This is a genomic window from Candidatus Amarolinea aalborgensis, assembly GCF_900491745.1.
Lineage (GTDB): Bacteria > Chloroflexota > Anaerolineae > SSC4 > Amarolineaceae > Amarolinea > Amarolinea aalborgensis.
Map to the genome: position 1 here is coordinate 270933 of NZ_UETR01000005.1, position 21675 is coordinate 292607.

20 protein-coding genes and 1 pseudogene are annotated in these 21675 nt (G+C 59.9%); 12 read left to right on the plus strand and 9 right to left on the minus strand.

What is annotated here, in order from left to right:
- Positions 1 to 75: 75 nt before the first annotated feature.
- Positions 76 to 1032 carry a hypothetical protein gene (locus ACPQ6D_RS09255; RefSeq protein ID WP_423224028.1) on the minus strand — a complete coding sequence of 319 codons (957 nt, stop codon included), beginning with the start codon at positions 1030 to 1032 and terminating at the stop codon, positions 76 to 78.
- Positions 1033 to 1870: 838 nt separating this feature from the next.
- Between ACPQ6D_RS09255 and ACPQ6D_RS09260 the strand changes: the two genes are divergently transcribed.
- Both ACPQ6D_RS09260 and ACPQ6D_RS09265 read left to right on the plus strand, forming a co-directional pair.
- On the plus strand, positions 1871 to 3301 hold the full coding sequence (locus ACPQ6D_RS09260) for a cryptochrome/photolyase family protein (protein WP_423224029.1): 1431 nt from the start codon (positions 1871 to 1873) through the stop codon (positions 3299 to 3301).
- Between the two features lie 63 nt (positions 3302 to 3364).
- Complete coding sequence (locus tag ACPQ6D_RS09265; RefSeq protein WP_423224030.1) at positions 3365 to 4954, plus strand: ATP-binding protein; 1590 nt, start codon at positions 3365 to 3367, stop codon at positions 4952 to 4954.
- Between the two features lie 32 nt (positions 4955 to 4986).
- On the opposite strand, the gene ACPQ6D_RS09270 is transcribed toward ACPQ6D_RS09265, so the two are convergent.
- Together ACPQ6D_RS09270 and ACPQ6D_RS09275 are read right to left on the minus strand one after the other, a co-directional pair.
- Positions 4987 to 5349: a hypothetical protein gene (locus tag ACPQ6D_RS09270; RefSeq protein WP_423224031.1), complete on the minus strand. Its 363-nt coding sequence runs from the start codon at positions 5347 to 5349 to the stop codon at positions 4987 to 4989.
- Positions 5346 to 5597 (minus strand): hypothetical protein, encoded by a 252-nt coding sequence (locus ACPQ6D_RS09275; protein WP_423224032.1) that lies wholly within the window; start codon positions 5595 to 5597, stop codon positions 5346 to 5348. Before ACPQ6D_RS09275 ends, ACPQ6D_RS09270 begins: the two co-directional genes overlap by 4 nt.
- Before the next feature lie 197 nt (positions 5598 to 5794).
- On the opposite strand from ACPQ6D_RS09275, the gene ACPQ6D_RS09280 reads away from it, so the two are divergent.
- Entirely contained in the window at positions 5795 to 6043 is a 249-nt protein-coding gene (locus ACPQ6D_RS09280) for a DUF4160 domain-containing protein (RefSeq protein WP_423224033.1), read from the plus strand.
- A gap of 8 nt (positions 6044 to 6051) precedes the next feature.
- Positions 6052 to 6309, plus strand: a complete 258-nt coding sequence (locus ACPQ6D_RS09285) for a DUF2442 domain-containing protein (RefSeq protein WP_423224034.1) — start codon at positions 6052 to 6054, stop codon at positions 6307 to 6309.
- Between the two features lie 302 nt (positions 6310 to 6611).
- On the opposite strand, the gene ACPQ6D_RS09290 is transcribed toward ACPQ6D_RS09285, so the two are convergent.
- The gene (locus ACPQ6D_RS09290) at positions 6612 to 6842 is read right to left on the minus strand and encodes a hypothetical protein (RefSeq protein ID WP_423224035.1); all 231 of its coding nucleotides are present in this window, start codon (positions 6840 to 6842) and stop codon (positions 6612 to 6614) included.
- 14 nt (positions 6843 to 6856) lie between these two features.
- Here ACPQ6D_RS09290 and ACPQ6D_RS09295 point away from each other — a divergent pair, with 14 nt between their 5' ends.
- Positions 6857 to 7564: a hypothetical protein gene (locus tag ACPQ6D_RS09295; protein WP_423224036.1), complete on the plus strand. Its 708-nt coding sequence runs from the start codon at positions 6857 to 6859 to the stop codon at positions 7562 to 7564.
- 57 nt (positions 7565 to 7621) lie between these two features.
- The gene (locus tag ACPQ6D_RS09300) at positions 7622 to 8140 is read left to right on the plus strand and encodes a hypothetical protein (RefSeq protein ID WP_423224037.1); all 519 of its coding nucleotides are present in this window, start codon (positions 7622 to 7624) and stop codon (positions 8138 to 8140) included.
- Between the two features lie 563 nt (positions 8141 to 8703).
- On the opposite strand, the gene istB (ACPQ6D_RS09305) is transcribed toward ACPQ6D_RS09300, so the two are convergent.
- Together istB (ACPQ6D_RS09305) and istA (ACPQ6D_RS09310) are read right to left on the minus strand one after the other, a co-directional pair.
- Positions 8704 to 9459 carry an IS21-like element helper ATPase IstB gene (gene istB / locus ACPQ6D_RS09305; protein WP_423222637.1) on the minus strand — a complete coding sequence of 252 codons (756 nt, stop codon included), beginning with the start codon at positions 9457 to 9459 and terminating at the stop codon, positions 8704 to 8706.
- Positions 9450 to 11003 (minus strand): IS21 family transposase, encoded by a 1554-nt coding sequence (istA, locus tag ACPQ6D_RS09310; protein ID WP_423222638.1) that lies wholly within the window; start codon positions 11001 to 11003, stop codon positions 9450 to 9452. The genes istB (ACPQ6D_RS09305) and istA (ACPQ6D_RS09310) overlap by 10 nt, the downstream gene beginning before the upstream one ends.
- A 796-nt stretch (positions 11004 to 11799) precedes the next feature.
- Between istA (ACPQ6D_RS09310) and ACPQ6D_RS09315 the strand changes: the two genes are divergently transcribed.
- From ACPQ6D_RS09315 to ACPQ6D_RS09330, 4 genes are all read left to right on the plus strand, one after another.
- On the plus strand, positions 11800 to 12066 hold the full coding sequence (locus tag ACPQ6D_RS09315; RefSeq protein WP_423224038.1) for a hypothetical protein: 267 nt from the start codon (positions 11800 to 11802) through the stop codon (positions 12064 to 12066).
- A 106-nt stretch (positions 12067 to 12172) separates the two neighbouring features.
- Complete coding sequence (gene istA / locus ACPQ6D_RS09320; protein WP_423222873.1) at positions 12173 to 13690, plus strand: IS21 family transposase; 1518 nt, start codon at positions 12173 to 12175, stop codon at positions 13688 to 13690.
- Complete coding sequence (gene istB / locus ACPQ6D_RS09325) at positions 13690 to 14460, plus strand: IS21-like element helper ATPase IstB (protein ID WP_423222872.1); 771 nt, start codon at positions 13690 to 13692, stop codon at positions 14458 to 14460. The genes istA (ACPQ6D_RS09320) and istB (ACPQ6D_RS09325) overlap by 1 nt, the downstream gene beginning before the upstream one ends.
- A gap of 449 nt (positions 14461 to 14909) precedes the next feature.
- Positions 14910 to 15467, plus strand: a complete 558-nt coding sequence (locus ACPQ6D_RS09330) for a hypothetical protein (RefSeq protein WP_423224039.1) — start codon at positions 14910 to 14912, stop codon at positions 15465 to 15467.
- A gap of 14 nt (positions 15468 to 15481) precedes the next feature.
- Here ACPQ6D_RS09330 and abc-f read toward each other — a convergent pair whose 3' ends face one another.
- The 3 genes from abc-f to ACPQ6D_RS09345 form a co-directional block, all read right to left on the minus strand.
- Positions 15482 to 17134 (minus strand): ribosomal protection-like ABC-F family protein, encoded by a 1653-nt coding sequence (abc-f, locus tag ACPQ6D_RS09335; protein WP_423224040.1) that lies wholly within the window; start codon positions 17132 to 17134, stop codon positions 15482 to 15484.
- A gap of 793 nt (positions 17135 to 17927) precedes the next feature.
- Positions 17928 to 18374, minus strand: a complete 447-nt coding sequence (locus ACPQ6D_RS09340; RefSeq protein ID WP_423224041.1) for a DUF4177 domain-containing protein — start codon at positions 18372 to 18374, stop codon at positions 17928 to 17930.
- A complete protein-coding gene (locus ACPQ6D_RS09345) occupies positions 18361 to 19110 on the minus strand; it encodes a ParA family protein (RefSeq protein ID WP_423224042.1) in 750 nt (249 codons plus the stop codon). The genes ACPQ6D_RS09340 and ACPQ6D_RS09345 overlap by 14 nt, the downstream gene beginning before the upstream one ends.
- 375 nt (positions 19111 to 19485) lie before the next feature.
- Between ACPQ6D_RS09345 and ACPQ6D_RS09350 the strand changes: the two are divergent.
- Positions 19486 to 20622: pseudogene (locus ACPQ6D_RS09350) on the plus strand (sugar ABC transporter substrate-binding protein); the annotation flags it as partial.
- A complete protein-coding gene (locus tag ACPQ6D_RS09355; RefSeq protein WP_423224135.1) occupies positions 20620 to 21657 on the plus strand; it encodes a sugar ABC transporter substrate-binding protein in 1038 nt (345 codons plus the stop codon). The pseudogene ACPQ6D_RS09350 and the gene ACPQ6D_RS09355, both read left to right, overlap by 3 nt.
- Positions 21658 to 21675: the final 18 nt, after the last annotated feature.

Consider the following 21675-nt stretch of genomic DNA (forward strand, 5'->3'; position numbering starts at 1 on the left):
CCTACTCTCCTGGCAAAAATCCCCGCGCTCAACCTAGAAGGGGCATACGAGTTTGACGAAGGCAGGCGCAGAGAGTCACCGGATGCGCACGCGCACAGACCAGGTGCGTGTGCTGCGGCCGGCGACGGTTGCAAACGCGTTCCAGTCTGGACCGGAGGCGGTGGCCAGGTCATCGGGCATGCCCGTGCACGGTTCCAGTCCCAGGTTGAAGTACGGGGCCGTGCCGGCGCCAGACCAGCCGCCGTAGTTGAGCCACAGCCCCACAAACGGCACCTCCGTAGGATCGAACTCGAAACGCAGTTCCCGCCCGCTCCCTGGATCGCGCAGCGCTGCCCAGCCCTCGGTCAGCGGCCCCACGTACAGTTTGGCCGCCCAGCCAGCACCGTGGGCAGGCACTTGCGTCAAATCCAATTCTCCTGCCCGCGGCCAGGTGAACCGCTCAGGCAATGCGTGATCCGTGGTGCGCACGGGACTGCCCGCCGGCAGCCGCAGCTGCATCCCCGGTCTGATCGCCAGCAGCGGATGGGCGCACCAGAGATAGGCAAACGACGCCTCGCTAAAGTTCGTCAACTCGTAGACCAGATCGAACGCTGGCTCGTCATGCGCCAGTCGCAGCGTGCGCGTCAGACGATACGGAAATTCGTCGCCTGTGGTCGCCAAGCGCAGGCCGTCCGCCGTATCCTCAACATCCCAGGCGTGCGCCCACACTTCGCCATGATCCCGAATCGGGCGGCCGTGCCACGGCGGCAGCGGATACGGCCCCGAGCCAACGGCTGGAAAACATTCATCCCAGCCGCCGATGTCCGCCTCGCGGACGTAGGACGATGTGGCGCCAGGCAGTTGCCAGGGCAGGTAAGGGTTGTGCCAAAGCCACTCGCGGCCGTCGGCATCCAGCAGCGAGGCGATCTTGGCGCCCCAGGTCGGTAAAACGGTCACCGTGCAGAACGGCGACCGGCATACAAAGGCGGGCAGACCGCGATAGGTAGCCTGCACAAAACGGGGAGATTCGCTGACGCGTGGCTGCGTGGTCATGATTTCGCTTCCTCACCTGTTAAGGGCAATTTTGTGGATTACACCGGACAAACTCGTCAAGTTCCAGCAGTGTATGCCATGCCGCACCCTTGCGCAAGTTCGCACTGAGTCCTGCGTGCAGGTCAGATTGGGAGCGGGTCGGGCGATTGAGTGTTCGTCGTGAGCGGCTCACCGCACGGTTCGACAGGCTCACCGCACGGTTCGACAGGCTCACCGCACGGTTCGACAGGCTCACCGCACGGTTCGACAGGCTCACCGCACGGTTCGACAGGCTCACCGTACGGTTCGACAGGCTCACCGCACGGGGCCTGAGCTTGTCGAAGGCCGCTGTCAGGCCCGATAGGGCCTTTCACCTCGTAGCCCGATCCGTTCACGGTCGGGCGGCGTTGGTTGCGCGCACGCCATCCGGTGCAACCCCGCCGGAGGCCAAAGGCCATCCGGTGCAACCCCGCCGGAGGCCAAAGGCCATCCGGTGCAACCCCGCCGGAGGCCAAAGGCCATCCGGTGCAAACCCGCCGGAGGCCAAAGGCCATCCGGTGCAAACCCGCCGGAGGCCAAAGGCCATCCGGTGCAACCCCGCCGGAGGCCAAAGGTCATCCGGTGCAACCCCGCCGGAGGCCAAAGGTCATCCGGTGCAACCCCGCCGGAGGCCAAAGGCCATCCGGCTACGAGGTGCAAGCCCCTGCGGGGCTACGTCCCCAATTTGAAATACACCCCGGAGTCCTGCGTGTAGGTCAGATTGGAGTCATGCGCCGTGACGCCGGGTGCATGCCGACCGTCAGATAACCAGATGCAGTCCAACGTGAAGGATGAGCACTTGCCGCACGGAGATAAACCCATGAGTACTGCTGTTTGGTGGATACGGCGCGACCTGCGCCTGGCTGACAACCCGGCGCTGACGGCCGCCCTGGCCCAGGCCGACCAGGTCATTCCACTGTTCATCCTCGATCCGCACTTGACCGCAGCGCCGACCACCGGCGCTAAGCGGCTGGCGTTCTTGTTCGACGGCCTGCGCGCCCTCGACGCCGACCTGCGCGCCCGGGGAAGCCGGCTGCTTGTGCTGCGCGGCGCGCCGCTTGCCGTGCTCAGCCACTTGATCGAGACCACGCATGCCCACGTGATCGTCGCCCAGGCTGACATCTCCCCGTATGCGCGCCAGCGTGACGCGCAGGTTGCTCAACGCCTGCCCCTGCAGCTGACGCCGGGCGTCACCGTCTTTCCGCCTGACGCCGTGCGCAAAGCGGACGGCGCGCCCTACACCGTCTTCACGCCCTTCAGCCGGGCGTGGAAGGCGCTGCCGCCCAATCTGACCCTGCTGCCCGCGCCGACGGTCATCCCCACGCCGGCCAACCTGGCGAGCGAGCCGCTGCCCATCACGCCGGCCCTGCCGGCGAGCGTGCCCTTTGTGGCGGGCGAAGCAGAGGCGCAGCGGCGTCTGCAGCAGTTTGCCGGCGACGGCTCGACTGAGCTCGCCGAAGTCCTCGCGGCGCCGATCGTGCGCTACCACGAAGAACGCGATCGCACGGACCTGGATGGCACCTCACGCTTGTCGCCCTACCTGCGCTTCGGCATGATCTCTGCGCGGCAGGCCGCCGCGGCGGCGTATGAGATTCTGCACACGGCGCGCACAGACGCCAGCCGGCGCGGCGCGGAGGTATGGCTCAATGAGCTGATCTGGCGCGAGTTCTATGCCAGCATCCTCTACCATTTTCCTAACGTCTTGCACGAGGCGTTCCGGCCCGAGCTGCGCACGATTGCGTGGGATAACAACGAGGCCTTCTTCGCCGCGTGGTGCGAGGGGCGCACCGGTTACCCCATCGTGGATGCGGCCATGCGCCAGCTCGTGCAGACCGGCTGGATGCACAACCGCGGCCGCATGATCGTAGCCTCGTTCCTGGTGAAGGACGTGCTGATTGACTGGCGTTGGGGCGAGCGCTTTTTCATGCAGCACCTGGTGGATGGCGACCCCGCGGCCAATAACGGCGGTTGGCAGTGGACGGCTGGCGTGGGCACCGACGCCGCGCCCTATTTCCGCATTTTCAACCCTGTCCTGCAAGGCGAGAAATTCGATCCCAACGGCGAGTTCGTACGGCGCTGGCTGCCTGAGCTGGCCCGCGTGCCGGCCCGCTTCATTCACCGGCCATGGGAAATGACGCCGATGGAACAGCGCGCGGCTGGGTGCGTGCTCGGCCAGGATTACCCGGCGCCCATCGTGGATCATGGCGCGGCGCGCGAGCGGACCCTGGCCGCCTACCAACGGGCGGGGTGACCCCGACGGCGTTTGCCAACGGCCCGAAACCGTGGTAACGTTTGTCTGACAAGCGAGGTGCCTATGCGTTTCTTCAACACGGCCGGGCCGGTCAATTGTGAGAAGCACTATTGTCTTTCTCCCCTTGAACGGATCAACCTAACTGACGTCTTGAGCCTGATCAGTCAAGAGAAGTACTTCGTGCTGCATGCGCCCCGGCAAACCGGCAAGACTTCCGCGCTGCTGGCGCTGCGCGACTACCTGAACGCGGAGGGCCGCTACCGCTGCCTGTACGTCAACTTCGAAGTGGCGCAGGGCTATCGCGAGCGGATCAATGAAGGCATGACCGCGCTGCTGCAGGAGATGAGCGGCCAGGCGCGGCTGGCCTTGCGCGACGACCGCGCGGATGCCATCGTGCGTGACTTGATCCACCTGGGCGCGCCCTCGCTGAGCGAATTCCTCAACCGTTGGTGCAGCGGGGCCAGCCAGCCCACGATCCTGTTCATTGACGAGATTGATGCCCTGGTGGGCGACCTGCTCATCACGGTGCTGCGCCAGCTGCGCGCGGGCTATCCGCATCGGCCGCAGGCCTTCCCGCAAAGCGTCATTCTGTGCGGCGTGCGTGACGTGCGCGACTACCGCATCCACTCCAGCCAGAGCCAGGAGATCATCACGGGCGGCAGCGCCTTCAACATCAAGGCGGTGTCATTGCGCCTGGGCGACTTCACGCAGCCAGAGGTGGAGCGGCTGCTGCTGCAGCACACGGCGGAGACCGGTCAAGCCTTCGAGGCGGATGCGCTGGCGACGGTCTGGCATTTGACACAGGGTCAGCCCTGGCTGGTGAATGCGCTGGCCTACGAGACCACATTTACGATGCGCGTGGGCCGCGACCGCAGCCGGCCCATCACCGCCGAGATGATCCAAGAAGCGAAGGAGAACCTGATCCTGCGCCGCGAAACGCACCTGGATCAGTTGACCGACAAGCTGAAGGAATCGCGTGTGCGCCGGGTCATCGAGCCGATGCTGCAAGGGTACGAATTGGAGCGTGCGGTCAGCGAGGATGACCTGCGCTACGTGGCCGACCTCGGCCTGATCCGCCGCACAGCCTTTGGCCCACAGATCGCCAATCCCATCTACGGCGAAATCATCCCCCGCCAGCTTACCTTCATCACTCAACTCAACTTCGAGAGCGCCTTTCAATCTGCCTGGTACATCCGGCCCGACGGCCGGCTCGATTTGTCGAAGCTGTTGGCGGCCTTTCAGCAGTTCTTCCGCGAACATTCAGAGAGTTGGGTGGAGCGGTTCGACTACAAGGAGGCGGGTCCGCAGCTGCTCCTACAGGCGTTCTTGCAGCGCATCGTCAACGGCGGCGGCCGCGTCGAGCGGGAGTATGGCCTGGGGCGCAAGCGCACCGACCTGCTGGTGCTGTGGCCGCTGGGCGACGACATGCGCCAGGCGCAGCGCGGTGTGATCGAACTGAAAGTGCTTTACAAATCGCTGGAGGCCACCCTGGCCGAGGGCGTAGCGCAGACCTGGGAGTACGCCGATCGCTGCGGCGCGCAGGAGGCGCACCTGGTGATCTTCGACCGCACGCCGGGCAAACCGTGGGAAGAGAAGATCTTCCGCCGCGAGGAACCGTTCCAAGAGCGACTCATCACCGTCTGGGGGATGTGAGGTGCAGCACTGTTCTGGGCGTTGTCAAGCCATCAGGCCGGTAAATCCAAACGCTCGTCAATCCAATCGCGCAGCAAGGCGCTGATTGTCTTCCGCGCGGCGATCGCTTCGGCGCGCAGGATGTCTTTGGTCAGCGCATCCAGGTGGATCGTTGCGGTCTCGTCTGGCTTACGCGCGGCGGAAAAAGAGACCGTCTCAAAATAATCGGCGGGGTACAGGTAATCCTCCCCTTCATTGTCAATGATCCGCAATTCACCCAGCCGTCGTTCATCCTCGGTTGGCGGCAAGGCTTTGTAAACGCGTCCCACCGTAAGGCTAGCCAGTGCCTCATCGCGTAACGGCTGACCATGAAAGTGAATATAGGCCTTGTTCTTCAGGCAACGTACGTATTTCATGCGACTCTCCGGATTTTGCGTTTATCCTTCTCATCTCTCCGTCCGATACCGGTTGATTCAAACCAATGCAACTCAACCTCCCAGATTTCACCGTTGGCATACTCAACGAGTGCGATTCCTTTGAGCTTACGCCAGTGAACTCTCCGCCCCTCAGCATACGCGCGATTGAGAAAATGGCGGATTTCCACGCCGTTTCCCTTGGCAATGAGCTGGATATTCGCGATGTCGCTGATGACTTGAAATTTCATGCCATGCCCAATTGCGGTCGTGTGGGTTGCTCCTGGTTATCGAAACAGGTCAGGAAGCACATTATACCAACTGGCTGCCAAAGCATCAAGTCGCCGGCGTCGCAACCGTCCACGAGATTGAAGCTACTGGCAACGCTTTTGGTTTTGTGCTATACTCACCAGAAACAGAGCGGTAGAAAGCATGAGCCCTGCCAACCTTGTCAACGTTCTACGGCATCAAGATCACCATGAACTACCATGATCACCTGCCTCCGCACTTTCATGCCGAGTATCAAGACTATGAAGTCATTGTGGAGATAGGAACGGGCAGTGTGACCGGGAAAATGCCGAGACGCGCGCTCAGTCTGATTTGGACGTGGCTTGATGAGCATCACGCTGAACTGGTGGAGAACTGGGAGCGCGCCCGTCGCCGCCAACTGCTAAGCCCGATTGATCCATTGTCATGAGGACAGCCATGTTTGTTCATGTCACCAAGGTCGAGTATGTCGGTGATTACCGGCTCCGCCTCGTCTTCAACAACGACGTCGAAGGCATCGTTGACTTGGAGCCGGAGTTGTACGGCGAGGTATTTGCACCGCTACGAGACAAAACACGATTTCAACAGGTGCGTTTGACCAGCCGCACCATCGAGTGGCCGAATGGCGCCGACTTTGCCCCGGAATTCTTGCTGGAGCAGGTGAAGGCTCAGTCGGCCATGCTCGTGCCGGCTTGATAGACTGACGGCCGGTCGTGGTCCGATGGTTGTTGCGCTTTCTGTGCTGCCGTCGGAGACGTGGCTGGGATAGCTGAGAATCGGCGCTCGCCGCGCGGACGCAGCCGATGGGCGAAGGCTTACGATGAAAATGCGGCGTCATTTGCTATGCACAGCCTGGCTGGCTGTCTGCGCGCTGCTCCTCCTGAGCGCGTGTCAGTCAGGAGCGTCCATCGCCGGCCGCGTATCAACTCGCGCGGCTGAAACCGTCACGCCGGCGGCCGGGCCGGGCGCCCCAGCTTCTTCTGGAACCGTCGTTCCATCTACTGCACCTCCATCATCACCCGGCTCGCCACCCGCCGGCGTGTCTCCAAGCCCGGCAGCAACAGCGACAGAAGCAGCACCAACTCCAGATAGAACTCCTCCTTCAACCGATACTGCAACTCCAACAGGAACTCCTTTTTCTCCAACAGGAACTCCAACCCCTCCTCCAACAGAAACACCACCTCCTTCTGCAACTCAAACTGGAACTCCAACTCCACCACCACTCGCAACAGATACCCCCCCAGTGCCAAAAGATGTAAAACCAGCAAGACCAACGGCAACGGAAACACCCGCAGTATTAAACATCAAACCACCGGAAATTTCCAGATATTCATTGCAACAAGGGTCTGACGGCGGATGGGTTTATAAGGATAAAAGCGGAAAGGAAGTCGCGCATACTGTAACATATTCCTGGGAAGGACTGAATTGGAAAAAAACAATGCAAAAAGGGGCTATTGTGGTGAGCGACGAGAAGCTTATGGCAGATTTGTTGAGAACAGCAAACAAAGGCAGGGGAACAACCGAACTACCGCTTTTCCCATTGTTTATTAATCCGGAAGGACTTGAATTGAGGGAGATCAAAAACATGAAAGACCATATAGTAATTGCTGTTTATGGACAAATTAAGCAAGTTGTTCAACCTTTTCCGGGAGTATCTCCAACTCTTCGCAATGATTTTGGATCTTTTGAAGTAATAGCATTTTCTCCGACAAATGCCGGGAGTTTGAAGTTTTACGCTGCCGATTTTGAAAGTCCATTAAAGCCTTTTTTACAGACTGTAAAGCCTTTTCTCGCACCTCTTGCATATAATTTTTCTGATGATCTTCTTCCGGAAAGCTTCGAAGTTCCGGGAGCTTCTGGATTGATGACCGTAGGGAGCTCTATTGGCGGAAAATCGCTTACTCTTGATAATTTCCTTTCCTTAGGTAATTTTACAGTTGTGGCAGGATAGAGACAGTCTTATTTTTTGCTATTGCTATTTGTTTGGTTTTTGGTTAGTCTGAATATAATGAAACGCAGTCTTGCCATTGGGGTTTGTATCCTGATAATAGTAAATCTGCTGCTTGTTTATTCATATCTCCGCTTAAAACAACAGAAGAAAACAGTACAACCGCACGTTCTTTCTCAGTTTCCCTGTCCTTTGCCTGCTTCGTACTGCAGTTCATACCGCGAAGTGAAAGCGCACGGACAATTTTATGGCATTGCTTGGGATCTGCCGCCAGGCACTCCGGTTCACAGCCTGTTTGCCGGGCCGATCTTTCCGGTAAGGGCGCCGGTTTGGCCTTCGTTTGTCCATCCGGGTTTGTCGCTTGAAAGTCTGGATAAGAAATGGCGCGCTATCTATGTGTTTACCGGGCCTGACGTGATCCGCTACACAGTGGCATGGGCTCCGGGTGAAACACTCCTGAATGCGCGCGAGGGCAGTATCGCCAGTTTTGGGGCCAACCTGGTGCTTAGGATCTACCGGATGGACGCTGAACAGGCGCAGTTACAGACAGGTAAACAGTTGCGTTTTCAACCGTTATGAGAAATCATAAACAGCTATCAACCCTCATTTTTACCATCGGTATTCTGCTGTTTGTGTTGTTTATTGGTGTTACGCACCTTCATGCGTTTGTGCCGTGCGAAGAAGGCGGCTACATTCCTGGCAATGGGGTTTGTGAATGTGGTGGTGATCCTGTCAACTCGCGGGGTATGAGAGCCACGCGTTCGCGGGCATATGGAGCCAGGGAGAGCGTCGAGAATACCTGGTTTCTCCAGTTGTTAGAGATCGACTTGGGCAGTCCCGAAACTGCAATCCGGGTGCCGGTGTCGGCTCAATTTGAGCGTTGTTTCATGGTGATCTAAAAGTCGTTGTTAACGAGTGCGCCCGGTGTCGGGCGCAGACGATCAAGTGAGCTGCTCGACTTGACATGGTGCTTGTCTTGCCTAAAATGGGAGTTACCCACCCAGAGAAGGCGAGAGGGTCAGGTCGCCGACCAGACCACCTCGTCTTTTCGTTATCTTTGGCCTGATAGGTGTCCAGTTGGATGGGCCACTCTGAACCAGTGTCACCGGCGGCGCCCTGGGCCTGGCTGAATAAAGCATGTATCACTCCTTGTGCGCCGCCAGGAAGTGGCGGTCACGTGCGCGATAGCTGGCGCCCGTGATGATCATGATCTGGGCGTTGTCCACGAGGCGATCGAGGGCGGCCGAGGCGATCAAAGGGTCTTGAAAGATCTCAGGCCATTCACTCGGTGCGCGATTGCTGGTTATCAGGATCGAGCCCCGTTCGTACCGTTCGAGGATGACGTCAAACATGTCCTCCGGCGCTGGGGGACGCATGGGCTTGAGGCCGAAATCGTCGATAATCAAGAGCGCAGGCCGCAGATAGGTCTGCAGACGCCGGTCGTAGGTTCCATCAGCGCGGCCGGCGTTGAGATGAGCGAGCATCTTGTGGGCGCTGACGAACAGAACGTCGTGGCCGCGGCGACACGCTTCGTGCCCCAACGCTTGAGCCAGATGACTTTTACCTACCCCGGTCGGCCCACAGATCAGGGTGTTGCGGTGTCGCTGGATGTAGGCACAGGTGGCGAGGTCAAGCACCTGCTGACGGTTGATCGTCGGGTTGAAGCCAAAGTCAAAGGCCTCCAGCGTCCTGTCGCTATGGAATGCGGCGCGGCGCAGTCGCAACTGGAGCTGCTTCTGGGTCCGCCGCTCCACTTCGTCCTGAATGAGCCGGTTCAGGAATTCGACGTAGGAGAGCTTGTCCTGGATGGCCTGCTGGTTGCGCAGTTCCAGCGTGTCAAGGATGCCTGACAACCGTAACCGCTTGAGATGGGTATTGAGTTGGTGCGTTAGTTCCATGACATGTCTCCCAGGCCGGGCAAGAGCTCGTGGGCCGAGCGACCGAAGCGCCGCGGCGTCAGTTCAACAACCAATGGGGGGAGTGCAGCCAAGTCCAGGCGCTTTTCCAGGATCTGGCGGATGGTGCGAGTCGTGCAATCCTCGAAGTGCAGCGCCCGCATACAGGCTCGTTCCAGCCGGGGTGCGCCGAACTCCTCGGCCAGGCGCAAGATGCGCCACACCATGCGCAAGCGGTCAAGCGGACGCTCGGCCAGCAGCCGTGCGACCACATCGGCGGTGTGGATGCCGATCTCGTCGGCGCGTTTTTGGCAGGCTTCACGGGTGTTGAGCAGACCGGCGGCCTTGTGAGTCGGCAGATGGTCCGGGTTCGTGAGCCGTTCGCCTGGCGCCTTGGCCGGTTGATGCGTGGCCACGAGGGTGTATTCGCTGAAGATCTGCACGGACTGCAGACCGCCACGCACCCAGACCTGTTGGCCGACCAAGCGAAACGGCGCCGAATAGTAGGCTTTTTCGAATACGACGTAGCAGTCGCGGTGCACCAGGACTTGCTTCCAAACCGCCAGATCGTAGCGGGTGGCAGGTAGAGGTTGCAACGCCATCTTCTCGATCCCCTCGAAACGGTCCGTCGGTTTGGCTTTCGTCGTGCCATGAATCCGTTGACTGGCTATCTTCTCGACCCAGGCCAGCGCCTTGACATTGGCCTCGGTCAGATCGGTGAAGGTTTGACCGGCGAGGAAGTTGCGCTTCACGTAGTGAACGCCGCTCTCCACTTTGCCCTTATGCTGGGGCGTCCGGGGCCGATTGGGTGCAATCAGGAACTCATAGTGTTCGGCAAGGTCTCGGTAGCTGCGCTGCACGACGGGATCTTCCAAAGAAGCTCGCACAATCCCGGCCTTGAGATTGTCCAACACGACTCGGCGGGGCGTGCCGTCAAAGTAGGTAAACGCATTGATGTGCAGCTTCAGCCAGGTCTCGACGGTCTGGTCGAAGACCAGTTCGGCGTACTGGTGTCGGCTCCAAGAAAGCGTCATGACGAACACCCAGGCCTTGCGCATCTCCCCGCTTTGCGGGTCGCGGATCAACCCAGCATAGCCAAAGTCGACCTGGGCCTCTTCGCCTGGCTTCGTTTCGATGCGGATCGTCACGTCGGGCGTCGCCGGTTCCATACGGCGCACGAAGCGCCAGACGCTCGAATAGGTGCCACGATACTGGTGCTGTTCCTGCAGCCGTTGGAAGATCACTTGGATTTCCAAACCCCGTGTTCGCCATTCCCGAATGACTTCCTGAAAGGGAACAATGGTCGAAGCCACTGTAGAGGTTCCGGTGTCTGGCATGGTTGATTGTAAAAGAGCGTGTATCTCGTCTGTCGGGGGAAGATCTCCCGCCAACAATCCCGCCTTATCGGCCCATTCGCGATATTTCTTGACCGTATGCCGGCCAACTGATAGCGCCTTGGCCGTGGCACGATCGCTTTCGCCAGCGCGCAGCCGACGCAAGATTTCGCGTACATCTAACACGTTCGTTCTCCTTCCACTCATCGTCATTCCTTTCTGTTCCGCAATAGCTGCTTGCAAACAGAAGGAATTATCACCGTCTCAGAAGGAGAAACCAAGTTCTCGATTCGCCTTAGTGGCGCCGCATCACGCGAACGACCGGCGTCATTGGCCGCGAATCGGTGGCTCCATATGCTCGCGAACGCATAGCTCCGTATCCTTGCGAACACATGGCTCCCTATGCTCGCGAATCACTGGCGCTCTATGCCCGCGAACAGGTGGCAACTTTACCACGCGAAATGACAGATCCGGACTGCAATGTTGTTGGGAGCGGTTGCCCTACTGATTTGTGCTCCGGAAACACGCCTGCAAATGTATGCTGTGTGGCAGGATTAAATGCCTCGGCCTGTTCAGGTTTACCGACCTGGACGTATTTACACGATGCTGTTTGTAGAGTATATCTACCAAATATGTATTTACCTACTTGCCAATATATCTGGGAACAACGGCAATGTCCTGCTACAGATAGCTGTATGAATAGTGAAACAGGTTTACGGCCGGGAAAATGTACCTCTGATGGGTGTGCTATAGGAACTTCTACTTACAAAACCTGTTGTAATGCATATGGTCAAGCGGTGGCCTGTCGTGGAGGACCATACGAAGGCATCTGCACACCCAACCAAACTGTATGGGGGACAGGCCAGAGCAGTGACTGCGCCGGAAGCGGAAGTTCTTCATCTGCTCCTCCCGGAAGCCCAACAATAACACCTATTCCGCAAGGATGCCAAGGTTCGAACTGGGGAGGGCCATGTAGCAACTGGACTGTGAACAGGTCAAGCTGGTCATTGTGGTCAATATAGGAAAGGACGTAACTGCGCCGGTTGTACCGTGCGTAGCAGGCGGCGGCGGCGTCGAAGCCTGGGACGCGGGTTGGCGGCTGCGACTGCCATCAACCACCAGCAAAATCTACAGCAACGCGCAGCTCGATGACTACCAGGGACGGCCGCGGCGCGCCTTCCCCTGGCGCCCGCCCGTGACGCTGACAGTACGCGCGCGCTTTTCGCATGACGCGACCGAGCTGCGCGGCACGGCTGTTTTTGGTAATATAAAGTAAGGCCACCTGGCTGAGAAATGGCAGTCGAAATCTGGGCCACCAGAGAAATTCCGCTATCATAAGGGGGAGGCGAAAAGCCGACGAGACCATGGTAGCGGAGGGAAGGATGAAGACGGTGGAAGATTATGCCCAGATTCGGGATGCCTATTTCAATCAACACAAGAGCATTCGTGAGATTGCTCGCGAACTGAAACACGGGCGCGACACCATTGCGAAAGCGCTGGACCTGGCCGAGCCGGAGCCGTACCAGCGGGCAGTTCAACGAGCGGATCCGGTGCTGGGGCCTTACAAGGCAAAGATTGACGAACTTCTGGCCGAGAATGAAGGACTGCCGCGTAAGCAGCGGTACACGGGGCAGAAGATTTATGAAATGGTCCACGAGCAAGGCTACCGGGGGAGCGATTCGGGCGTGCGTCACTACGTAGCGCAATGCCGTGAGGCACAGCGGAAGCCGGCGGTTTACCTGCCGCTGGCGTTCGATCCGGGTCGCGAAGCTCAAGTGGACTGGGGAGATGCGACGGTCATCATGGCTGGCGTACGGATGGTCGTACAGTTGTTCCTGATGTGGCTCAACTTTTCCCACCGGCTGTTCGTGTGCGCTTATCCGACGCAAAAGCAAGAGAGTTTCTTGGACGGTCATGTGCAGGCTTTCCGATTCTTTGGCGGCGTACCGCACCGAGTCAGCTACGACAATCTCAAAACGGCCGTGTTTGAGATTCTGCAAGGGCATCGTCGCATCGAGCAGCGTACGTTTGTGGCGTTTCGCAGCCATTATCTCTTCGAGAGTCACTTCTGCACCCCTGCGCAGGGCCACGAAAAGGGAGGTGTCGAACATAACGTCGGGTTTAGTCGGCGCAACTTTCTGGTTCCCATCCCCCACGTGGCCTCGTTCAGCGAACTGAACGCCTATTTGCTGGACAAGTGCCGCACCAACGACCTGCGCCAGGTGAAAGGCGAGCCAACCACGATCGGCGAGGCATGGGAGCAGGAGCGAACCCATCTGCGCCCACTGCCCGTGCGAGACTATGCGTGCTGTGTGACGGCGCCGGTGACACTGACCCCGTACAGCCAGGTGATCTTCGAAACCAATCGCTACTCGGTGCCCGTGGACCAGGCACAGCGCAAACTGGTGGTCAGAGCGTATCCATTTCGGATCGAGATCATGCATCACGACAAAGTGATCGCCAACCATGCCCGCTCTTACGCACGCGAGCAGGACATTTTCGACCCCCTGCACTATCTGCCCCTGCTGGTGCAACGTCCCGGCGCCTTCGAGCACGCCAAACCCTTACGCCAGTGGCGGGCGACATGGCCGGCGGCGTACGAGCAACTGTTGAACAAGATGCAACAGCAGTGGCCCGAGGGTCGCGGGATACGCGAATTTGTTCAGATCCTGCAACTGCATCGGGATCATCCGGCCGACCTGATCGAACAGGCGGTAAGCCAGGCCTTGCTCCACAACTGTGTCCATGTCGAGGGAGTGAAGTTATGCCTGCACCAGATACTGCATCCAGATACGCCACCCCCCACGCTCGAATTGACCGAGCAGTCCGGCTTACGGGAGATCGGCACCCAACCCGTGAACTTGCAACATTACAACCAGTTGCTGTCCGGAGGGAAGTGATGGAATCGCTCTTGCTTTTGGAAAGCTACCTCAAACAGTTGCATCTCCCCACCTTCGTGCGCAATTATCGCCCATTTGCTGAGGATGGCGCCCGTAACAACCTCAGTTACGATCGCTTCCTCCTCGCCCTGGCCGAACAGGAAGTGAACGAACGCGAACGTAAACGTGAAATCATGCGCATCAAGGAAGCACGCTTTCCTGTGCTGAAAGAACTGGCCGATTTCGATTTCAGTTGCGTCCCCCAACTGAACAAGCAGCAGGTGCTCGCCTTAGCTCAGGGACACTACATCCGCCAGGCCGAACCCATTCTGCTCGTGGGCAATCCGGGCTTAGGGAAGACACACGTTGCCTCGGCACTTGCGCTCACCGCATGTCGCCAGGGATACAAGGTTCGCTTCTACAACGCCGCCGGCCTGGTTAATGAACTGATTGAAGCTCAGGATCAGCATCGCTTGGCCAAGTTCCTAACCGCAGCCAAGAAATGCCACCTGATCGTCCTGGACGAGTTAGGCTTCATTCCCTTTTCTGACATCGGCGCCCAGTTGATTTTCCAATTCTGTTCCGCCTTGCATGAAAAAGTGGCGCTCATTGTCACCACCAACCTGCACTTTGCCGACTGGACACAGGTCTTCGGCAATGAACGACTGACCAGCGCACTCCTCGATCGGCTCACCCATCGGGCCCACATCCTGGAATTTCTTGGTGAGTCATATCGCTTTCGTCAGCGCATGCAGCATGTCACCAGCTCTGTATCACCGTCCCAACCATGATTCTCTCGCCATACAGATCCATCAGGAGGTTTGACACAACAACTTCATTCACTTTTCACCCCCTTGTCGCTCTGGCTCAGGACTCAGAAAGCAGGGCTGCCTCCTGCTCGCCGTCGCCATCTAGCCCCCAGTCTAGCACCGTCCGCCACCCCGTCAATGGTCGAGATGAACCGGTTTGGGAATCCGGCCAACAGCAGGCCGGATTCCCAAACCGGCCATTGACGGGGTAGCCAGGAACGGCGCTAATCCTGAAGCTGCGATGGCGACGGACGAAGGAAGCAGGGCCAGCCCTACGCCTGTTGTCATCCCACCCTCCCCGCTTTTTGGGTTTCCAAAATCACGGGTGGCCCTGTTTTACATTGCCAAATGGCCTTGATTTTCATTGCCAAACGGCCCTGATTTTGATTGCCAAGCTGAAAACGGGGTGACCTTGCTGGCCCTGTTTTTCATTGCCAAGTGGCCCAGGTTTCATTTGCCAAAAACACACGGCCGGCTTTGGCTTTTGGAACAGCCCTTATCCTGGCGCGGGTCGGCGCCTCCCCGCGCTGCCGCGCGCAGCCTGGTTCTTCTTTGCCTCGACACCGTCGAACATGGCCCTGGCGCAGGGGATGCCCGGCCACGGTTGGAAAGCCGCCGTCATGGACGCGCAGCGGCCCTTGTTCTACGCGTTGGCGCCGGCCGCGCCGATCGGTTTCGCCTTGATGCGCTTCCCGCGCCTGTACCGCGCGCTGTGGCCGCTCGGTCAACGTGCGTTGGGGGTGCAGGAAGCAGAGGCGCCGGTCCGCATGACGGACTGGCGCCTCTATACGATCGCATGGGGCGTCCATCAGACCCGTTTCCTGGTTGATGGCGACGAGGTGCTGCATACGACTGCCTCGCCGGCCGGCCCGCTCGGCCTGGTCATCTGGCTGGACAACCAATACGCCGTTGTTACGCCGCAGGGGCGTTTTGGCGGCGGTCTGCTGGCGACGGCGCATGAGCAATGGATGGAGGTTGAATTCTTGTGAGCCTACGCCCGGTCTCAACCCATCGGTACGTCGGCCAATTCAGCATAGGTGCGCACCGTGCCACCCTCCAGGCTCCAAATCTGCGTCGCGAACTGCTCGATGAAGTAGCGGTCATGCACGATCGCCAGCACCGTGCCGGTGAACGCGGTCAGCGCCTGCTCGAAACGAGTGCGCGACGGAATGTCCAGGTGATTGATCGGCTCGTCCAGGAGCAGGAAGTTGCACCCCACGGCGACCAGGCGGGCCAGCGCCAGGCGCGCGCGCTCGCCAAAACTCAGCATGCCGACCGGCGTGAAGACTGCATCGCCCGCAAAGAGGAAGTAGTGCAGAAAACTGCGCACTTCGGTCTCGTTCATCGCGGCCACGCCGCGCACCGTTTCCAGCGGCGTGCTGGCTAGATCGAGCAATTCCTGTTCCTGGGCAAAGTAACCCAGGCGCACTCCGGCGCCCAGGCGCACGCGTCCCGCGCTGGGCGTCAATTGGCCGGCGATGATGCGCGCCAGGGTGGTCTTGCCGCTGCCGTTCGGGCCGATCAGAGCCACGCGCTCGCCGGCGCGCAGGGTCAGATTCACCTCACGAAAAAGCTCGAGCGGGCCAAAGCGCTGCGCCAGATTCTCCAGCACCAACGCCTCGCGACCGCTCTCCGGCGGCGCGCCAAAATCGAGCTTCATCTGCCAGGTCAACGATGGCTTGTCAATCCGCTCCTCCGAAGCCAGCAAACGCTCCAGTCGTTTGCGCTGCACCGTCATGCGGCGGGCAATCCCCATTGCCACCTTGCGCGTGGCAAAATCAATCGTTCCGTGTTCGATGTTACGCGCGTACGATTCCTTGTCGGCAATCGTGGCCGTCATGCGCTGAATGAACTCCTGCTGTTCTTTATACGCCGCCAGGCGCCTGGCCTGGGCGCTCTCTTTCGCCTCCGCATAGTCCGAATAACCGCCGGGGTAGACGGTCAGGCGATGCGTCTGCTCATCAATCTCCAGGACCGTGCTCACCGTGTTGTCGAGAAAGGCGCGGTCGTGCGAGACGATGATCACGGCGCCGTCATAGCCGCGCACGAACTGCTCCAGCCATTGCAGCGCGCTCATGTCGAGATGATTGGTCGGCTCGTCCAACAGCAGCAAATCGGGGTAAGTCAGCAGGAGGCGCGCCAGGCCCAGGCGCGTCTTCTGCCCGCCGCTGAGGATGTGCACGGGCGTGGTTTGATCGAGCGCCCGCAGGCCCAGGCCATCCAGGATGGCATGGATGCGCGCCTCGATGCCGTAGCCGCCCAGGCGCTCGAAATCGGCCAGGGTCACATCGTAATCGGCCAGAATCGCGTCGAGTTCTGCGCCGGCCGCCTGGCCCATCGCCGCGGCCAGGCTCTGCACGCGCTGTTCCGCCGCGCCCAGCGCGGCGATGGCCTGCTTGACCACCGCGCCCACGGTCGCGTCAGGCGCATAGTCCAGCGCCTGCGCCAGGTAGCCCACGCGCACATCGCCTGGCCCCAGGCGCACACTGCCGCGATCCGGCGATTCCTGGCCCAGGATGATGCGCAGCAGCGTGGTTTTGCCGCAGCCGTTGGGGCCGATCAGCCCGGCGCGCTCGCCGCGGTTGATCGTGAAGGAAACCCCATCGAGAATCACGTCGCCGGCAAAGGATTTATGGATATTACTGACTTGAAGCATAGCAATCCCCCTCGTGTGGGTGGATGAATGCCCACGGCGCGTTGACTATGAGAACAGCACACAGTTGCTGGCTCGCGTTCGGGCAAAGGTTGGTTGACCTGCTGCCCGGAACAAAAAACCGTGGGCATACAGCGCGCCCACGGTTCTCAAAGACAAAGCAGAATTAAATCGTTACGCCAGAATCTGACCCCATGCGCTGCATACCACAAATTTGCGGCTATGGATCAGGATACGCATGGTTCAAACCTCCGGTCAAGTTGGCAAAATTTTAGCGCAGAACGAGAAAGGTGTCAATTTTCGTCTGACGGTGGGTGCATTTCAGTTTGGGGGCGGGTCCGACGTCGAGCGATTGAGGCTTCGTCGTGAGCGGCTCGACCGAGCGTTCGACAGGCTCACCGCACGGTTCGACAGGCTCACCGCACGGTTCGGCAGGCTCACCGCACGGTTCGACAGGCTCACCGCACGGTTCGGCAGGCTCACCGCACGGTTCGGCAGGCTCACCGCACGGGGCCTGAGCTTGTCGAAGGCCGCTGCAACCACCTCCAAGCCCAACCGAAGCCGGCTACGCAGCGGAACTGAAATGCGCCCGCCACGAAATACAAACCCCTTGCGCGCCGTCAGGCCCGACAGGGCCTTCCACCTTGTAGCCCGATCCGTTCACGGTCGGGCGGCGTTGGTTGCGCGCACGCTATCGGGCCAGCAACCCCGCCGGAGGCCAAAGGCCATCCGGCTACGAGGTGCAAGCCCCTCTGGGGCTACGCCCCAAAATTGAAATGCACCCCTGACGGTCGTCTCACGAAGCCGGGGAAGACGGCCGCTTGAAAATGACCTGATACTCGTCGCGACTGCCGTAGAGCGCACGGCCGGCGCTGGCCCCGCTCATTTCCCAGCCTTCGGCGCCCAACTGATTCAGGTAGTCGTGCAGCAGCGGTTGATCCTCCCAATTGACGATTTTTTCGCCGTTGCGGAAGCGCGGCCGCCAACCCTTGTATTCCTGGAAGGAGACAACCAGGTATTGCCAATGCACGCGCGCGGGAGGCGCCTTGGCCGCGGGTTGACGCTCGCTCACCGGCGCTGCGGCCGGCCTGGCAGCCGGTTTGCTCACCGGTCGCGGCGCGCTGGCGTCACGCACGGGCGGCGCGGCGGACGCGGCTCGACTGAGCTCGCCGAAGTCCGGCTCTGGCGCGCCGCCGCCCAGAAGCTCACCCAGGAGATCGGGTGTTTGTTTACGTTCGGTCATCACGCATGATCCTTTCTACCAACGCCTGATAGTCTTCCGCGCCTGGGGAATGAGGTGCATACTCAAAGATGCTCTGTCCATAGCCTGGCGCCTCCGACAGACGCACGTTGTAACGCACCGGCGCACAGACGCGTGCGCCATAATGGCTGTGCAGTTGTTCCAGGATTTCCGCGGACTTGCGCACGCGGCGATCAAAAAAAGTGGGCAGGATGTAGGCCAGATTCAGCGCCGGATGGTATTTCTGGATGGCGGTCAGGCTCTGCTCGAATTCAATCAGACCCTGAAGCGTCAACACTTCGAGGGAGACCGGCGCCACTACCTGGTGTGCATAGAAAAGCACATTGACAGTCAGCGCATCCCAACCGGGCGCCGTGTCCAGAATCGTGTAGTCGAACTGATCTTCGAAGGGCGCCAACGCCTCGCTGAGCACCTGTTCGCCGCCAAAATCGCGCCGCGTAATCTGGCGCTTGAGGCCGGCCAGGGCGCGCCCCCCCGCCAGCACCGAGAGGCCTTCACGCGCAGGAATGAGCGCTTCGGGTGATGACGTTTCGGCCGTCACCAGGTCGGCCAGGCCCAACCCCGCCTGGAGGCCCAGGGCTTTCGTCACCTGGCCTTGCGTATCCACATCCACCAGCAAGACGCGCTTGCCTGCCAACGCCAGGCCGGTCGCCAGGTTGACTGCGGTCGTGGTCTTGCCCACGCCGCCCTTGGAAAGAGCAATGGCAATTTTGCGCATGCAAACGTCCTCCCTTCATGCCTCTGCGATTGGCAGCTCACAAACAGCGACGCTGGAAAATCACCCCTGCCAATTCGACGTTTCCTATGCCAGAGTATACCACAGAAAAGTGCAGAATCATAACGCAATGCGTCAGAAAACCCAGGCACAGGCCCAATCCGGCAAGAAAGTTATCTATTTTAATTCACGACAAATTTGTCGCCAAAGGCAATTCCTGTTAAAATGTATAGGGTGTTTGTGCAATTTGCCTGCGACGTGCCGAGGACGTCGCGAAGGAGGTGTACAACAAGTCAGACTGCCCAATTGGTCGTTGAAAACATCCCCCGCATAAATTCAGTTCCCAAGGTACAGGTTTCTTTCAAAGGAGAAGAATCAGTGTCTAAGAAGAATCCACTTTTTTTGATCATCACTCTGTTGATCCTGGCAGCAACCCTGCTGTCAGCTTGTGGTAGCGCTGCTACCGTGGCGCCAACGACTGCCCCGTCCGCCCCAACGACTGCCCCAACGGGAGGGGACAAGAGCTTGGTAGGCGTGGTGCTGCCGACCAAGGATGAGCCGCGTTGGTTGCAAGACCAGGCCGTTTTCGTGAAAGCCGGCTGGACCCCCTTGTTCAGCCAGGGCGACAGTGCGAAGGAAAAGGCCAATGTTGAGGCCTTGATCAGCCAGGGCATCAAAGTCCTGATCATCTGCCCGCAGGACGCGACGGCTGCCGCTGCGGCTGCGGCTGCGGCCAAGGCCGCCGGCGTCAAGGTCATTTCCTATGACCGCCTGATCCGCGACACCGATGCGGTTGACTACTATGTCACCTTCGACAGTATGGCTGTAGGCGCTGCCTGGAGCGAATACCTGATCAAGCAGGCCGGCGACACCAAGGGCAACCCGCTGTACATCTACACGGGCGCCGCCACCGACAACAACGCCTTCATCTTCTTCGAAGGCGCCTGGGAAAAGATTCAGCCCAAGATCGCCGACGGCACCTTCGTCATCAAGAACTCCGCCGAAGCCATCGCCCTGCAAGGCAAGGCCACGCTGACCCGCGACGAAGAGTCCAAGATCATCGGCCAGACCACCACCAACTGGGACTTCAACACCGCCAAGAGCCTGGCCGAAGCCAATCTGACCAAGGCCACCACGGCCGACAAGGGCACCGTCTACATCCTCGCCCCCAACGACGGCACCGCACGCGCCATCGCCGATGCCTTCGCCGCCGACAAGGATGTCAAGAAGTACTTTGTCACCGGCCAGGACGCTGAGAAGGCTTCTGTCCAGTACATCATTGACGGCAAGCAGTCCATGACCGTCTTCAAGGACGTTCGCACCCTGGCAGCCGACGCCGTCGCCGCCGCCAACGCCTTCCTCGCCGGCACCCCCCCCGAGAAGACGACGACCTACAACAACGGCAAGCTCGATGTGCCGGCCAAGCCGTCCGCCATCGTCACCGTCACCAAGGACAACGTCAAGGCCGCCTTGATTGACTCCGGCTACTATCAGACCAGCGACTTCCAGAACCTGGACGCCTCGGCGCCGCCTGCTGCCCCGGCGGACAAGGGATTGGTGGGCGTGGTGCTGCCGACCAAGGATGAGCCGCGCTGGCTGCAAGACCAGGCCGTTTTCGTGAAGGCTGGCTGGACCCCCTTGTTCAGCCAGGGCGACAGTGCGAAGGAAAAGGCCAATGTTGAGGCCTTGATCAGCCAGGGCATCAAAGTCCTGATCATCTGCCCGCAGGACGCGACGGCTGCCGCTGCGGCTGCGGCTGCGGCCAAGGCCGCCGGCGTCAAGGTCATTTCCTATGACCGCCTGATCCGCGACACCGATGCGGTTGACTACTATGTCACCTTCGACAGTATGGCTGTAGGCGCTGCCTGGAGCGAATACCTGATCAAGCAGGCCGGCGACACCAAGGGCAACCCGCTGTACATCTACACGGGCGCCGCCACCGACAACAACGCCTTCATCTTCTTCGAAGGCGCCTGGGAAAAGATTCAGCCCAAGATCGCCGACGGCACCTTCGTCATCAAGAACTCCGCCGAAGCCATCGCCCTGCAAGGCAAGGCCACGCTGACCCGCGACGAAGAGTCCAAGATCATCGGCCAGACCACCACCAACTGGGACTTCAACACCGCCAAGAGCCTGGCCGAAGCCAATCTGACCAAGGCCACCACGGCCGACAAGGGCACCGTCTACATCCTCGCCCCCAACGACGGCACCGCACGCGCCATCGCCGATGCCTTCGCCGCCGACAAGGATGTCAAGAAGTACTTTGTCACCGGCCAGGACGCTGAGAAGGCTTCTGTCCAGTACATCATTGACGGCAAGCAGTCCATGACCGTCTTCAAGGACGTTCGCACCCTGGCAGCCGACGCCGTCGCCGCCGCCAACGCCTTCCTCGCCGGCACCCCCCCCGAGAAGACGACGACCTACAACAACGGCAAGCTCGATGTGCCGGCCAAGCCGTCCGCCATCGTCACCGTCACCAAGGACAACGTCAAGGCCGCCTTGATTGACTCCGGCTACTACCAGGCCGGCGACTTCCAGAACCTGCAATAACTCTCGTCCTTCTCCCGC

What these genes read in the sequence shown, in the direction of transcription:
- ACPQ6D_RS09255 (WP_423224028.1), bottom strand. Translation starts at nt 1,032, where the DNA reads ATGACCACGCAGCCACGCGTCAGCGAATCTCCCCGTTTTGTGCAGGCT.
- ACPQ6D_RS09260 (WP_423224029.1), top strand. Translation starts at nt 1,871, where the DNA reads ATGAGTACTGCTGTTTGGTGGATACGGCGCGACCTGCGCCTGGCTGAC.
- ACPQ6D_RS09265 (WP_423224030.1), top strand. Translation starts at nt 3,365, where the DNA reads ATGCGTTTCTTCAACACGGCCGGGCCGGTCAATTGTGAGAAGCACTAT.
- ACPQ6D_RS09270 (WP_423224031.1), bottom strand. Translation starts at nt 5,349, where the DNA reads ATGAAATACGTACGTTGCCTGAAGAACAAGGCCTATATTCACTTTCAT.
- ACPQ6D_RS09275 (WP_423224032.1), bottom strand. Translation starts at nt 5,597, where the DNA reads ATGAAATTTCAAGTCATCAGCGACATCGCGAATATCCAGCTCATTGCC.
- ACPQ6D_RS09285 (WP_423224034.1), top strand. Translation starts at nt 6,052, where the DNA reads ATGTTTGTTCATGTCACCAAGGTCGAGTATGTCGGTGATTACCGGCTC.
- ACPQ6D_RS09300 (WP_423224037.1), top strand. Translation starts at nt 7,622, where the DNA reads ATGAAACGCAGTCTTGCCATTGGGGTTTGTATCCTGATAATAGTAAAT.
- istB (WP_423222637.1), bottom strand. Translation starts at nt 9,459, where the DNA reads ATGGAACTAACGCACCAACTCAATACCCATCTCAAGCGGTTACGGTTG.
- istA (WP_423222638.1), bottom strand. Translation starts at nt 11,003, where the DNA reads ATGACGATGAGTGGAAGGAGAACGAACGTGTTAGATGTACGCGAAATC.
- istA (WP_423222873.1), top strand. Translation starts at nt 12,173, where the DNA reads ATGAAGACGGTGGAAGATTATGCCCAGATTCGGGATGCCTATTTCAAT.
- istB (WP_423222872.1), top strand. Translation starts at nt 13,690, where the DNA reads ATGGAATCGCTCTTGCTTTTGGAAAGCTACCTCAAACAGTTGCATCTC.
- abc-f (WP_423224040.1), bottom strand. Translation starts at nt 17,134, where the DNA reads ATGCTTCAAGTCAGTAATATCCATAAATCCTTTGCCGGCGACGTGATT.
- ACPQ6D_RS09340 (WP_423224041.1), bottom strand. Translation starts at nt 18,374, where the DNA reads ATGACCGAACGTAAACAAACACCCGATCTCCTGGGTGAGCTTCTGGGC.
- ACPQ6D_RS09345 (WP_423224042.1), bottom strand. Translation starts at nt 19,110, where the DNA reads ATGCGCAAAATTGCCATTGCTCTTTCCAAGGGCGGCGTGGGCAAGACC.